General features: G+C 66.6%; 13 protein-coding genes. 2 read left to right on the top strand and 11 right to left on the bottom strand.

The genetic code is table 11. From position 1 onward, the window contains the following. Complete coding sequence (locus LSI54_RS10230; RefSeq protein ID WP_241465199.1) at nt 1-1,119, bottom strand: aromatic ring-hydroxylating dioxygenase subunit alpha; 1,119 nt, start codon at nt 1,117-1,119, stop codon at nt 1-3. A gap of 158 nt (nt 1,120-1,277) precedes the next feature. On the opposite strand from LSI54_RS10230, the gene LSI54_RS10225 reads away from it, so the two are divergent. Continuing rightward, nucleotides 1,278-1,913, top strand: coding sequence for a PadR family transcriptional regulator (locus tag LSI54_RS10225; protein WP_241478298.1), 636 nt, complete (start codon nt 1,278-1,280; stop codon nt 1,911-1,913). 20 nt (nt 1,914-1,933) lie between these two features. Here the strand turns inward: LSI54_RS10225 and LSI54_RS10220 are convergent, their stop codons facing one another. From LSI54_RS10220 to LSI54_RS10190, 7 genes are all read right to left on the bottom strand, one after another. Then, nucleotides 1,934-3,490, bottom strand: a complete 1,557-nt coding sequence (locus LSI54_RS10220) for an acyl-CoA synthetase (RefSeq protein WP_241478297.1) — start codon at nt 3,488-3,490, stop codon at nt 1,934-1,936. Continuing rightward, complete coding sequence (locus LSI54_RS10215; RefSeq protein WP_241478296.1) at nt 3,487-4,491, bottom strand: ABC transporter substrate-binding protein; 1,005 nt, start codon at nt 4,489-4,491, stop codon at nt 3,487-3,489. The genes LSI54_RS10220 and LSI54_RS10215 overlap by 4 nt, the downstream gene beginning before the upstream one ends. Nucleotides 4,492-4,613: 122 nt before the next feature. After that, nucleotides 4,614-5,618: an ABC transporter substrate-binding protein gene (locus tag LSI54_RS10210; RefSeq protein WP_241478295.1), complete on the bottom strand. Its 1,005-nt coding sequence runs from the start codon at nt 5,616-5,618 to the stop codon at nt 4,614-4,616. Nucleotides 5,619-5,715: 97 nt separating this feature from the next. Then, nucleotides 5,716-6,189 carry a MaoC family dehydratase gene (locus tag LSI54_RS10205; RefSeq protein WP_241465194.1) on the bottom strand — a complete coding sequence of 158 codons (474 nt, stop codon included), beginning with the start codon at nt 6,187-6,189 and terminating at the stop codon, nt 5,716-5,718. A 114-nt stretch (nt 6,190-6,303) separates the two neighbouring features. Then, entirely contained in the window at nt 6,304-7,500 is a 1,197-nt protein-coding gene (locus tag LSI54_RS10200) for an acyl-CoA dehydrogenase family protein (protein ID WP_241478294.1), read from the bottom strand. Continuing rightward, nucleotides 7,493-8,467 carry an amidohydrolase family protein gene (locus LSI54_RS10195; RefSeq protein ID WP_241478293.1) on the bottom strand — a complete coding sequence of 325 codons (975 nt, stop codon included), beginning with the start codon at nt 8,465-8,467 and terminating at the stop codon, nt 7,493-7,495. The genes LSI54_RS10200 and LSI54_RS10195 overlap by 8 nt, the downstream gene beginning before the upstream one ends. A gap of 91 nt (nt 8,468-8,558) precedes the next feature. Next, nucleotides 8,559-9,482 carry an SDR family NAD(P)-dependent oxidoreductase gene (locus LSI54_RS10190; protein WP_241478292.1) on the bottom strand — a complete coding sequence of 308 codons (924 nt, stop codon included), beginning with the start codon at nt 9,480-9,482 and terminating at the stop codon, nt 8,559-8,561. A 132-nt stretch (nt 9,483-9,614) separates the two neighbouring features. On the opposite strand from LSI54_RS10190, the gene LSI54_RS10185 reads away from it, so the two are divergent. Then, a complete protein-coding gene (locus LSI54_RS10185) occupies nt 9,615-10,115 on the top strand; it encodes a MarR family winged helix-turn-helix transcriptional regulator (RefSeq protein ID WP_241465190.1) in 501 nt (166 codons plus the stop codon). Nucleotides 10,116-10,143: 28 nt separating this feature from the next. On the opposite strand, the gene LSI54_RS10180 is transcribed toward LSI54_RS10185, so the two are convergent. The 3 genes from LSI54_RS10180 to LSI54_RS10170 all read right to left on the bottom strand — a co-directional run bounded on the left by LSI54_RS10180 (nt 10,144) and on the right by LSI54_RS10170 (nt 12,935). Beyond that, nucleotides 10,144-10,941 (bottom strand): ABC transporter ATP-binding protein, encoded by a 798-nt coding sequence (locus LSI54_RS10180; protein ID WP_241465563.1) that lies wholly within the window; start codon nt 10,939-10,941, stop codon nt 10,144-10,146. A gap of 174 nt (nt 10,942-11,115) precedes the next feature. Continuing rightward, entirely contained in the window at nt 11,116-11,889 is a 774-nt protein-coding gene (locus LSI54_RS10175) for an ABC transporter permease (RefSeq protein ID WP_241465189.1), read from the bottom strand. Then, nucleotides 11,886-12,935, bottom strand: a complete 1,050-nt coding sequence (locus tag LSI54_RS10170) for an ABC transporter permease (protein WP_241465188.1) — start codon at nt 12,933-12,935, stop codon at nt 11,886-11,888. Before LSI54_RS10170 ends, LSI54_RS10175 begins: the two co-directional genes overlap by 4 nt. Nucleotides 12,936-12,950: the final 15 nt, after the last annotated feature.

Raw genomic sequence — 12,950 nt, 5'->3', positions numbered from 1 at the left:
TCAGCCCTTGGCGTCGGAGAGGTCGGCGTCGGAGGCGAGCATCGTGCGCTCGGCCTCCACGGCGCGCTGGATCAGCCGGCGCACCCACATGCCGCCGGCGTCGATGTTGAGGTTGTAGAACTCGTGGTCCGGGTTGTCCACGATCGCCTGCTGCTGGGCGGTGAGCATCTCCTCGTCCTCGGCGAAGACCCCGTGCACGCCGTCGCGCAGCTCGGTGGTGATCCGCTGGCTCTCCAGCCGGTAGTTGCGCATGAAGGCCCAGTAGTACATCGCGTTGGCCTGATCGACCGGGGAGATCGTGTTCATCACGTACCCGTTCACACCCTGGCTGCGATCACCGGTGAGCCCGCCCGTGCCCGCCTTGGCCACCCCGACATCGATGCAGATCGTGGAGGGCATCTGGAACTCGATGATCTGCCAGCGGTCGACCTTGCCTTCGAAGTCTGGGAACTTGTCTCGCATGTTCTTCAGCCAGAACGGTGGGGCGTCGATGTTCTCCATGAACCGGGTCACGGTGACCGTGCGGTCGTCGTGGGTGACCTCGATATCGGACTCGCTGAGCTCCTTCTGCCCGATCGAGGAGGAGTGCAGGAACTCCTCATGGGTGAGGTCCATCAGGTTGTCCAGCACCAGCTGATAGTTCGCGCGCACATCGATGGTCTTGCCGTCGCCGGCCCACTCGTCGGAGCCCATCTGGTGCATGTCCGGGATCAGGGCGGCGTCGGCGAGCATCGGGTCTCCGGGCCAGACCCAGATGAAGCGGTGCCGCTCCACCACGGGGAAGGAGTTCACCATCGCCGAGGGGTTGATCGTCTTCTGCGCCGGCATGAAGGTGCAACGACCAGCGGAGTTGTACTGCAGGCCGTGATACGGACACTGGACTCCGTCCGGACCCACCAGGGAGCCCATGGAGAGGGGGGCGAGTCGGTGCCAGCAGGCGTCGGTCAGCGCGACGGGCCGGCCCTCCTCGGTGCGGTAGAGCGCCATGGGGCGGTCGGCGATCTTCCGGGAGAGGATCTTCTTCCGATTGACCTCATGATCCCATCCGGCCACATACCAGGCGTTGAGCGGATAGGCCATGTTCTTCGCGGTGGCGCCGCTCGGGCTGAGATCTGTCATGTCCGCCTCCTGGGACTCGAGGACGCCGTGGAGACCGGTCTCGGTCCGCTCGTCGACGCCACTAGCTATCTACATAGTTATATGTGCTGTGGGTCACAGAATAGCTCTGGATATAGTGGAGGGCAAGCACCTGCCCCTTTTCGAGAGGTTCCAACGCCTTGAGCCTGCGCTACGCCATCCTGGCGATCCTCACCGCGGCCCCGCTGACCGGTTATGAGACCGCCAAGCGCTTCGAGGGTTCGGTGGGGCACGTCTGGCACGCCCCGGATTCGCAGATCTATCCCGAGCTCCGGCGGATGGAGACGGAGGTGCTGGTGGAGGGCCGTGAGGAGCGCTGGGGCCCGAACAGCACCAAGACCAGGTACTACATCACTGCGGCCGGGGAAGCGGCGTTCCGTGAGTGGATGGCCACTCCGTTGAAGTACGCGCCCTGGCGCGATGTGGCCCATATGCAGGCCGCGTATTTCGAATGGACCGATCCTGAGAATGTGCGGATGCACCTGCAGAAGCACGCCGTGCACTACAACGAGCAGATCGCGCAGTGGAGCAGCCAGATCCAGGCGATCGAATCCCACGAGCACCCGATGATCGCCGCCCGGCTGGAGCGCTATCCCGCCGAGCAGCATGAGCGCATCGTCGCCTTCAAGGCGTTCGCCTACGACGGACTGATCCGGCTGGCCCAGGCCGAGGTGGACTGGGCGCACAGCGGCCTGGAGCTGCTCGAGCAGCTCGAGCAGCACGACGACGCCGCGCCGACCCCCGACGTCGACGCCGCCCCCGACCTCCAGGGCTGAACGGCTCCGATGTTCAGCGCCTAGGCATATTGTCGGCGCAGGTCGGGTTTGCGGATCTTGCCCGAGGCGGTGCGCGGCATCGATTCCACGAAGACCACCGACTTCGGGATCTTGTACCGGGCGAGCTTGCCGTGGAGGTGGTGCAGCACCTGCTCCTCGGTCAGCGCGTGGCCATCGCGCACCACGATGACCGCGCGCGGGACCTCGCCCCAGCGGGCATCCTCTACCCCGATGACAGCCACGGCGGCGACGGCCTCCAACGCTGCGATCTGCTGCTCCACCTGCGCCGGGTAGATGTTCTCCCCGCCGGAGATGATCATGTCCTTGAGCCGGTCGGAGATGAACAGGAAGCCGTCCTCATCGAAGTAGCCCATATCCCCGGTCTTGAGCCAGAGGCCATCTTCTTCGTGCACGAAGGAGCCGGCGGTGGCCTCGGGCCGGTTCCAGTATTCGGCGATCACGTTTGGTCCGTGCACCTGGATCTCACCCACCTCGCCCATCGGGCAGGGCCGGTCCGCCGGGTCCACCACTCTGACGTCGGTGTGGAAGTGCGGGAGCCCCCCGGAGCCCTGCTTTGTCCGTGAATAGGCCGGAGGCAGGGTCGTGGCGCCCGGTGAGGTCTCCGTCATCCCGTATCCCATGGTGAACGCGAGCCCGCGGCTCTCATAGGCGTCGAGGACCCGCATCGGCACCGCGGAGCCGCCGCAGGTGAGGTTGCGCAGCGAGGAGATGTCGGTGCTCTCCCACTGTGGATGCTCACAGATCAGCTGGAACGTGGTGGGCACCCCGGAGATGTTGGTGACCCGGTGTTCCTCGATCAGCGACAGCACCCGCCCCGGCTCGAAACGCTGCTCCAGGAGGATGCTCCCGCCCTTGAGCAGCACCGGCAGTGCACCCTGTCCCAGGGCGGCGACGTGGAACAGCGGCGCGATCATCAGCGCGACGTCCTTGCTGGAGAGGTCGAAGTCGGTGAGCACGTTGATGGCGTTCCAGGTCAGGTTCCCGTGGCTGAGCATGGCGCCCTTGGGGCTCCCGGTGGTGCCGGAGGTGTAGAGGATCACCGCGAGATCCTCCAGCTCCACCGCGACGTCCGGCCGCTGCTCGGCTCCTGAGGCCAGAACCGCTTCGAACGTCTCCGTGGGCACCGGAAATGCTGCAGGCTCCTCGGGTGGAGCCGCTCCCTCGACCACGATCAGCACCTGCTCCACCGCGGTGTCCCGGCAGGCCGGCGCGGCGACCGGTGTCAGCGGATGTGAGGTGACCAGCAGCCGGGCCCCCGAGTCCTGCAGCGCGAACTGGACCTCGGGCGGTGCCAGCCGGGTGTTCAGCGGGACGAACACCGCGCCGAGACTTCCCGCGGCGAAGAGCGTCTCGAGAAACGCCGCGGAGTTCTCGCCCAGATACGCCACTCGGTCACCGGAGCTGATCCCGCGGTCGGCCAGGGCGTTGGCGAGCTTGTCGATGCGCTGTGCCAGCTGGTCATAGGTCTGTTCTCCACCGGCGCTGATCAGCGCGGTCTGGCCGCAGGATCGCACCCGTCGTCGGTGGATCCAGTCGCCCAGTCCGTGATTCTTCATCGAGCGCCCTCCCAGACCAGGTCCTCGACGTTCGGGACCTCACCGATGAGTCCGTGGCGTTCAGAGATCTCCGCGACCTGCTGGAGCGAGTCCATATTGACCTCCTCAGGGAATGCGGGGATCGTGATCTCGCTCAGCAGAGATTCATCGATGGTCGTGTACTCGAGCAGCACCTCGCGCACCGCCTCGGGGTTCTCCTCGGCGTAGGCCTGAGACTCCTGGACCGCGGCGTGGAAGCTCTCCACCAGTTCCGGGTCCTCGTCGACCAGCTGCTGCGAGGCGAAGTAGGTGCCCACACCCAGCTCGTCGACCACATCGGCGAAGGGCGCGAAGACCCGGTCGTAACCCTCGTTGTCGGCGATGCTCGCGAAGGGGTCCACGGCGAAGATGGCGTCGACATTGTCCGCTTCGAGCTGGGCGAGCATGTCGGGGAAGGCGACCTCCACGAAGTCGACGTTCGACGGCTCGCCACCGGCTTCGAGCACGCCTTCGGAGATCATCGAGTCGGAGATGTTGTTGAGCGTGTTGACGGCCACACGCTGGCCTTCGAGGTCCGCGACGGTTTCGATGCCGGAGTCCGGTTTGACCAGGATCGCTGAGAAGTCATTCTCGGAGTCGCCCGTGGTCTGCGGACCTGCGGCCACGGTCTGCAGCGGCAGCCCGCTGTCGGCCGCGACGAGCAGGGAGGTCACGTTGGAGAAGCCGAAGTCGAAGTCTCCTGTGGACACGGCGGGGATGATGGCGGCGCCGCCCTGGGCCAGAGTCAGCGTCAGGTCAAGCCCGTGTTCTTCAAAGATCCCCTCCTGGTCCCCGAGGTAGATCGAGGCGACGTCGACGATCGGAATCAGGCCGACCTCGACCTCGGTGAGCTCGCCGCCCTCGGCTTGGGCGTCATCGTCGGCCGGTTCGCCATCGGCGTCGCCGGAGGGGGAGCCGCTTCCGCAGGCTGAGAGGGCAAGGACGGCGCAGAGGGCGAAGGTCCCGCGAGACAGGTGTTTCATGGTGGTTCTCCGATGTGTATAGGAATGAAGTCAGGGATGTCAAGAGTCAGGGTGTGAGTCAGCGGTGGTGGGCGGAAGGGGTGCTCCGCTCCCGCCCACCGGCGCAGTCGGCTGCGTGAGGCTCACTCGCCTTCGAAGTACAGCGTGGAGGTGTCCGGCTCGTCGCTGATGAAGTCGAACTTCACCATCAGCGCCCCGGCCTCCTCGATCTGCTCGGTGCGGATCTCGCCGTCGAGCTCCTCCATGCGGAGGTTCTCGGCTGCCTCTTCGGGCAGGTCGATGAACTCGGGAAGGAGTGCGCGCACGCCTTCCTCGTCCTCCTCGGCCGCCTGCAGCGACTCGTTCATCGCGTCGCTGAAGGCCTGGGCCACCTCCGGGTTCTCGTCGACGTACTCTCCGGAGCTGAAGCTCACCATGGTGGGCATTCCGGCGATGGCGTCCTGGAAGGAGTATCCGACCAGCTGGTTCGCCTCATCGGCCAGCGCGTTGCTCAGGAAGGGCTCGGGCACCCAGATGGCGTCGGTGTTGCCCTGCTCCAGCTGGGCCTGCATGTCGGGGAAGGGCATCTCGGAGAATTCGACGGCTTCGGGGTCGCCGCCGGCCTGCTCCACGGCCTCCATGATGGTCAGATCGCCCTGGGTCTGCAGCGCATTGACCGAGACGGTGTTGCCCTCGAGTCCGGCCCAGTCATCGATGCCGCTCTCCACGGTGGAGACCACGCCGGCGATGTCGTCGCCCTCGGCCAGCGAGTTGGAGTACCCGGTGACGATCCGCATGTCCAGGCCGCGGTCGTTGGCGTTGAGCACCGAGTTGGGGTTGCCGATGCCGAACTCGAGCTGCTGGGTGTTCACGGCGGGGAGCATGGCGGCGCCGGCGTTGGAGGTGGAGAGCTCGACGTCGAGCCCGTGCTCCTCGAAGATGCCGTTCTCGATGCCGTAGTAGATCCCGACCGAGGGGGCGATGGGGAGCACGCCGACGGTGATCTCGGTCAGCTCGCCGTTCTCGCTCGCGGTGTCGGCGCCATTGCCGTCTTCCTCATCCCCGGCCGGGGACCCCGAGCCGCAGGCGCTCAGTGCCAGGATGCTGACCGCGGCGAGTCCGGTGATGGATGCGATGTTCTTCTTCATGACTGCTCCTTGAGGTGCGGGGTCGCAGAACGGCGGCCCTCGGTGGGTGTGGCGTGACGGTGGAGGAGTGGGTTCAACAGCAGCTGCTCGGCTCGGGTCAGGGGTAGAAGCGGGCCAGGAAGGTGGCCACGACGGCGGGTCGCTCCTGTCCCTCGACCTCGAAGGTCGCGTCCACGACCAGGTGGAGGCCTCCGCCCTTGACCTCTTCGACGGCGCTGATGGTGCCGCGCATCCGTACCTTGGATCCGACCTTCACCGGTGCCGTGAAGCGGACCTTGTCCAGGCCGTAGTTGAGCTTCGTGCTGACATCGGTGACGTCGAAGAGCTCGCCCCAGAACGGAATGATCAGGGACAGGGTCAGGAAGCCGTGCGCGATGGGCGCTCCGAAGGGTCCGTCCTTGGCCCGCTCGGGGTCCACGTGGATCCACTGGTGATCATCGGTGGCATCGGCGAAGGTGTTGATCATCTCCTGGGTGATCTCGCGCCAGGCGGTCTCGCCCAGGTCGGTGCCGGCCATCGTGCGTGCGTCCTCGAACGAGACGACGGTGCGGGCGGTGTCGGTGTCGGTCATGCTGCTCCTTGAGGTGGCGGGTGATTCTGAGTGCGCGGGTCGTCGGGTGTGGTCTGCGTCACATCTGTTTTTTGATAGGCGTCTGCCCGGGTGAAGAGTCATGGGTGAGAAGGGCTAGGTGAAGGCTCCCACCCCGGTGACGGCCCGTCCGACGATGAGCGCATTGATCTCGTGGGTGCCTTCGTAGGAGTAGATCGCCTCGGCGTCGGCGTGGAACCGGGCCACGTCGGTGTCCAGCGTGATTCCGTTGCCGCCGCAGACCTCGCGGGCCAGCGCCACGGTCTCGCGCAGCCGCAGCGAGGTGTACATCTTCGCCAGCGCGGAGTTCTCATCCCGGTAGATCCCGGCGGCCTGCTGCTCGGTGAGCTGGACGACCATGCCCAGCGAGGCGGTGAGGTTGCCCAGCATCATCGCGAGCTTCTCCTGGACCAGTTGGAATCCGGCGATGGGGCGGCCGAACTGCTCCCGGTGCCGGACGTAGGCCAGGGCGGCCTCGTAGGCGCCGGCCATGGCTCCGGTGGCCATCCAGGCCACATCGGAACGCATCCGGCGCAGGCAGCCGGCGACGTCGGAGAAGCTGTTGATCTGCTGCAGTCGGGCGCTCTCCGGGACGCGGACCTGCCGGTAGGTGATGTCGGCGTTCTGCATGATCCGCAGCGAGGCTTTGCGCGGAATGACCTCCATGGAGACACCCGGGGCCGAAGTAGGGACCAGGAAGCACTTCACCTGACCGTCCGCGGTGTCGCGAGCGAAGGTCGCCACGACGTCGGCCGCGGTGGCGCCGCCGATCCAGCGTTTGGCGCCGTCGATGATCCAGTCCCCGGTCTGCGGATCCTGGGTTGCTGCGGTGGCGAGGCCTCCGGCGACGTCGGAGCCGTGCTCGGGTTCGGTCAGTCCGAAGACTCCGGTGAGTTCATGGGAGACGATCTTCGCGTCGAGCTCACGCGCCTGCTCGACGGAGCCGCCCACGGTGCAGACCGTGCGGAACAGGCTGGCCTGGGCGTTGTAGTAGGTGGCCACGTTGATGTCGCAGCGGGTGAGTTCGAAGTTCCGGAAGCCGAGGAAGATGTCGCGGATCGGTTCTCCGGCCTCGCGCAGGGCAGGCGGGTCCATCAGGTTCAGGCTGCGCAGCGGGGCGATGATCTCCTCCGGGAAGCGCGCCTCATCCCAGGCGGCATTGAGGTGGGGGTGGACCTGTGCGGCGAGCACCTCGCGCAGTCCGGTGATCACGCTGCGCTCGGCCGTGGTGAGCCGCTCCGCGAAGCCGTAGAGGTCCGAGGGGATGACCGTGCCGGTGGCTGGTTCACGCATCGTGGGCTCCGGGTGTCACGGGGTCGGATGTCGTGGGGTCTGTGGTCGTGGGGTCTGTGGTCGTGGCACCGGGGACCGGTGAAGGCGCCTCGAGTCCGAGCAGCGCGACCGCGTTGTGCTTGAGGATCCTGGGCCGGACCTCGTCCTTGATCGGCAGATCCGCGAAGGCGTCCAACCACTTCTCCGGGGTGATCAGCGGATAGTCGGTGCCGAAGAGCAGCTTGGCCGAGAGGATGTTGTTCGCGCTGCGGACCAGATTGTCAGGGAAGTACTTCGGGGACCACCCGGAGAGGTCGATGTAGACGTTGGACTTGTGCGTGGCGATGGAGATCGCCTCGTCCTGCCAGGGCACCGAGGGGTGCGCCATGATGATCGGCAGCCCGGGGAAGTCTGCGGCGACGTCGTCGAGGAGCAGCGGATTGGAGTACTTCAGCTTCAACCCTGCTCCGCCGGGGGTGCCGGCCCCCATGCCGTTCTGTCCGGTGTGGAAGATCAGCGGCAGGCCGATCTCCTGCAGGGTCTCCCACAGCGGGTAGAACTGCTGATCCGAGGGGTCGAAGCCCTGCACGGTGGGGTGGAACTTGAAGCCGCGGACGCCCAGCTCCTCGGCCTGCCGCCGAGCCTCCACGAGGGCCGCGGGTCCGGTGCGAGGATCCACCGAGCCGAAGGGCAGCAGCACGTCGTTGTTGCGCAGGCACCCCGCCACCAGATCATCGATGGAGTTCGGCGCGTGCTGCATCTGGGTCCGGGCATCCACGGTGAAGACCACCGCCGCCATCCGGTGCGCCCGGTACACCTCCGCGATGCGATCGATCGAGGGTGTGCGCTCGGTGGTCTTGAAGTACTTCGCCGAGGCGTCGAAGAACAGCTCGGGCAGCGCGCGGTGTCCGTGCGAGTCCAGCTCCAGGTGGACGTGGGTGTCCACTGCCTCGATGGCATGTACGTCGATGGCAGATCGGTATCGCATCGGGGGATCCTCTCCTGCTCGGGCTGTCCGGGCTGTCCTGGGCATGTGTTCTGTGCGGCCTAGGCGGCGCTGACCGGTGGGTCGGCGCGGCCTAGGCGGTGGGCTGCAGCTCGGCGGGAAGCTCCGGCATGGACTCGCCCACCGACTGCAGGTGGGCGCCGAGGATGTCGCGGCCCTGGGTCTGCAGCGTCGCGTAGTCCCAGCCGCCGTCGTGGAACTCTGCGACCACCGGCTCGGGGTGGCTCCAGACCTGCAGCCGGTCTCCGCCCGCGCCGATGACCTGTCCGGTGATGCCTTCCACGGCGTCGGAGGAGAGGAAGGCGACGACGCCGGCGGCGTCCTGCGCGGTGCCGAAGCCGAGCCCCTTGCGGAAGAAGTCGGGCATGGGCTGCCCCTGCTCGTCGGCCTCCACGGCCTTCTGGAAGTAGGGCACGGTCTTGGTCATCGCGGTGGCGGCCACCGGGATCACGGCGTTGACGCTGACTCCGGCGCGCTTGAACTCCAGCGCCCAGGTCCGCACCATGCCCACGATGCCAGCCTTGGCGGCGGCGTAGTTGGTCTGCCCGAAGTTTCCGCGCTGACCGGTGGGGGAGCCGATGCAGACGATCCGCCCGGCCACGCCTTCGGTCTTGAAGTGCTTGAACGCGGCCCGGACACAGGTGAAGGTGCCCTTGAGGTGGACGTTGATCACGGCGTCGAAGTCGTCGTCGGACATCTTCAGCAGCGACTTGTCGCGCAGGATCCCCGCGTTGGTGACCAGGATGTCGAGACCTCCGAAGCTGGTCACGGCGGTCTCGACGAGCTGTTCTGCGGTCTCGGTGGACCCCACCGGGGCCACCACGGCGACTGCTCGGCCGCCGGCGGCTTCGATGGCCGCCACGGCGGCATCAGCGTGGGCCTGATCCACGTCGTTGATGACGACGGCGGCGCCCTGGGCGGCGAGCTCCTGGGCATACGCCAGTCCCAAGCCCGCTCCGGAGCCTGTCACGATGGCAACCTTGCCTTGCAACGACATAGTCTCTCCTTCTGTAGGGCCACGCGGCCTATGCTTACTGTGATACATCTCACTTGATAATATTGAGAAAGTCAATGATTTGTCTTCTCATCCGTTCAATCCCGCACTCGGGAACCGCTGCTAGGAGAATCCATGCCCCCCTCGACCCCCGCCGCCGCGGCGAGCGCACCGTCTCCCGCGAAGCAGGCGAGAAGTGAGGAAAGCGAGGAGCGCTTCCAGGACTCCGCCCTGGCACGTGAAGTCGCCTTCCTCACCGCGCGTGCCCGAGGCCGGGGCAATGCCCTGGCCAATCAGCTGCTGGCCGACCTGGACCTCAAGGTGCGCCATTTCTCCGTGCTGGCCATGGCGTGCTCCGGGACCAACCCCTCGCAGCGCGAGCTGGGCGGATTCCTGGACCTCGACCCCAGCCAGGTCGTCGCCCTCGTCGACATCCTCGAAGACCGCGGCGCGATCCGGCGGGAGCCCGATCCGCGGGACCGTCGCTCCAAGATCCTGGTCGCCACCGAAGCCGGCCACGAGCTCTACGCCCAGGCGGCGCAGCGCACCCGCGAGGCCGAGGAGCAGACCCTGCAGGCGCTGAGTCCCGCGGAGCGGGATCAGCTGCGCGTGCTGCTCGCCAAGATCGTCTTCTGAGGCGCGCAGCTCCACACCCGCTGCGGGCCTACTTCATCGCCACGGCGTCCTCGGGTCGGAAGCCCTTCTTCGCCAGCTGGATCTGCTCGTAGACGTGGTGACGCAGCTCGGCGAAGCGTTGCGAGGATCGGGTCTCAAGCTGATCGCGGTCCGCCGGAAGGTCCACCAGCACGTCCTCCTGGATGATCGTCGGTGAGGAGGACAGGATGATGACCCGCTCGCCCAGGTAGACGGACTCATCGATGTCGTGGGTCACGAAGAGCACCGAGACGCCCAGCTTCTTCCAGATGCCGCGGACCAGGTCCTCGAGATCGGCGCGGGTCTGCGCGTCCACGGCGGCAAAGGGCTCATCCATCAGCAGGACCTCCGGCTGGTACGCCACGGCGCGGGCGATCGCCACACGCTGCTGCATGCCGCCGGAGAGCTGCCAGGGGTATGACTTCGGCACGTGGGCCAGGCCCACGGCCTCCAGCGCCTGTTCCACCGCATCCTTGCGGGCGGACTTGTCCATCCCCTGGTTCTTCAGCGGAAGCTCGACGTTCTCTGCCACCCGCAGCCAGGGGAACAGTGAGCGGCCGTACTCCTGGAAGACCACGGCCATCGACTTCGGCGGCCCGGTGACCTTCTGCCCGTGCAGGGTGACCTCGCCGGCGCTGGGCGCCATGAGCCCTGAGATGCACTTGAGCAGCGTGGTCTTGCCCGATCCGGAAGGTCCCACCAGGCAGGCCAGCTGACCCTTGGGAAGGTCGAAGGTCAGGTTCCTGACCGCTTCGATGTCTCCGCCGTCGGTGTGATAGACCTTCTTCAGATTCTGCACCGAGAGCATCGGCTGTTCATCGGGCATGGTCCGCCCGACGGGGATCCTGCCGTCCGGTGTGTCCTGGATGCTGGACTGGCTGATCACGGGGTTTGTGGGCTGTGAGTGTGCGGAGGTCATCTCCGGGTCCCTTCTCTGGAAGTCGCGCGTGTGAAGTGGTGTGGTGGCCGGGGTGCGGCCGGCTCAGGCTGACTGCTCGATCTCGCGCAGCCCGTGGTACCAGCCCAGGATCCAGCGCTCGGCGAGCTGGAAGATGAACGAGAGCACCACGCCGATGAGTCCCAGCAGGACGATCCCCGACCACATCTCTGGGATGGCGAAGGAGCGCTGGAACTGCACGATGGTGAAGCCCAGCCCTTCGGTGGAGGCGAACATCTCCGAGATCACCATCAGGATCAGCGCGATCGAGAGCGACTGGCGGATGCCGGCCATGATCTGCGGCATGGCCGACGGCAGGATCAGATACCGGACGGTGTTGACCTTGTTCATCCCGTAGGTGCGGCTGGTGTCGGCGAGCACCTCGTCCATCGAACGCACACCTTCGATGGTGTTGAGCAGGATCGGCCAGACGGCGCCGAGCACGATCACCGAGACCTTCATCTCGTCGCCGATGCCGACCAGCAGCATCAGCACCGGGATCAGCACCGTGGGCGGGATCGCGCGGAAGAACTCCAGGGTGGGTTCCAGCAGGGCGCGCAGCCAGCGGAACGAGCCGATCAGCAGGCCGCCCACGATGCCGATCACGATGGAGAGCGCGATGCCCACCATGAGCCGTCCCAGCGAGGGGAAGACGTCGCCGGCGAAGCGTTCCGCGGTCCAGGTGTTGATGAAGGTCTCGACCAGCAGCTGCGGGGTGGGGACGAAGAAGCTCGCCTCCCCGAGTGTGGCCAGGAACCAGATGAACAGCAGGATCAGCGGCAGGGCCACGATGTTGAGGAAACTCCGGATATAAGTCATGCCGCCACCTCCGTGCGGACCGAGGAGTGCCAGGAGAGGACCTTGCGCTCGATCATCCGCATGACCAGGTTGATCAGAACCCCGAGCAGGCCGGTTGCCAGCACGAGGGCGTACATGGAGACGTAGTTGCCTCCGGACTGGGCCCTGCTGATCTCGGCCCCCAGGCCGGGGGTGCCGATGATCAGCTGGGCGGTGACCGCGAGGATCAGCGCCACAGCTGCGGCCAGGCGCACACCGGTCATGATGTAGGGCAGCGCGGTCGGGAAGGTGACGTAGCGCATCCGCGCCATCGGTCCCAGTCCGTAGGACCGTGCGGTGTTCATCGCGACCGAGTCGACGTCGGCCACCCCGTAGAGCACCTGGATGAGCACCTGCCAGAAGCAGGCGTAGACGATGAGCATCAGCGAGGACTCGATGCCCACGCCGAAGAGCAGCACGGCCAGGGGGATCAGCGCCACCGAGGGGACCGGGCGCAGGAACTCGATCGTGGAGTTCGTGAAGCGGCGCAGGAAGGTCGAGGAGCCGATGATGAAGCCCAGCACCGTGGCCAGCACCACCGCGATGATCATGCCCAGGGCCCAGGCGTGCATGGTGTCGAACACCGCGACCCAGAAGTCGGCCAGTCCGAAGTTCGTGATCAGTCCGCCGATGGCCTCTGAGGCCGGGGGCATGAACCGTTCGTTGACCAGTCCGATGCGTGGAACGATCTCCCAGGTCAGCAACAGGCCCACGACCCCGGCGGCGCCGAGAAGCTTGGTGTCCCAGCCGCGCCGCGGTCGTCGGCGGGCCCGTCCTGGTCCCGAGGTCGTGGCGCGACCGGTGGCGCCGCTCTGCGCGATCGAGGTCAGCGGCGCGGCAGGGTCCGGACGGGTGGCGATGTCCAGGGCAGCCGAGCTGGACACGTCGGTGTGTCGGCGGAGGTCACCGCCTCGGCGGTCCGCGGCGGCGGAGGATTCCCAGCGGTGCAGCCGGTGGACCTCCTCCTCGCGGGTTCTTGGGGCTTTGCCGCGAGGGTCCGGCCCCGGGCGCGAGCTCTCATCAGTCATCTATGACTCCTTGTG

Source organism: Nesterenkonia sp. AY15 (assembly GCF_022565855.1).
Lineage (GTDB): Bacteria > Actinomycetota > Actinomycetes > Actinomycetales > Micrococcaceae > Nesterenkonia.
This window is presented reverse-complemented; position numbering and strand designations above follow the sequence as displayed.

Coding starts and splice junctions, on each gene's coding strand:
- LSI54_RS10210 (WP_241478295.1), bottom strand. CDS start 5,618: ATGAAGAAGAACATCGCATCCATCACCGGACTCGCCGCGGTCAGCATC.
- LSI54_RS10200 (WP_241478294.1), bottom strand. CDS start 7,500: ATGCGTGAACCAGCCACCGGCACGGTCATCCCCTCGGACCTCTACGGC.
- LSI54_RS10175 (WP_241465189.1), bottom strand. CDS start 11,889: ATGACTTATATCCGGAGTTTCCTCAACATCGTGGCCCTGCCGCTGATC.
- LSI54_RS10215 (WP_241478296.1), bottom strand. CDS start 4,491: ATGAAACACCTGTCTCGCGGGACCTTCGCCCTCTGCGCCGTCCTTGCC.
- LSI54_RS10190 (WP_241478292.1), bottom strand. CDS start 9,482: ATGTCGTTGCAAGGCAAGGTTGCCATCGTGACAGGCTCCGGAGCGGGC.
- LSI54_RS10195 (WP_241478293.1), bottom strand. CDS start 8,467: ATGCGATACCGATCTGCCATCGACGTACATGCCATCGAGGCAGTGGAC.
- LSI54_RS10170 (WP_241465188.1), bottom strand. CDS start 12,935: ATGACTGATGAGAGCTCGCGCCCGGGGCCGGACCCTCGCGGCAAAGCC.
- LSI54_RS10205 (WP_241465194.1), bottom strand. CDS start 6,189: ATGACCGACACCGACACCGCCCGCACCGTCGTCTCGTTCGAGGACGCA.
- LSI54_RS10230 (WP_241465199.1), bottom strand. CDS start 1,119: ATGACAGATCTCAGCCCGAGCGGCGCCACCGCGAAGAACATGGCCTAT.
- LSI54_RS10185 (WP_241465190.1), top strand. CDS start 9,615: ATGCCCCCCTCGACCCCCGCCGCCGCGGCGAGCGCACCGTCTCCCGCG.
- LSI54_RS10180 (WP_241465563.1), bottom strand. CDS start 10,941: ATGCTCTCGGTGCAGAATCTGAAGAAGGTCTATCACACCGACGGCGGA.
- LSI54_RS10220 (WP_241478297.1), bottom strand. CDS start 3,490: ATGAAGAATCACGGACTGGGCGACTGGATCCACCGACGACGGGTGCGA.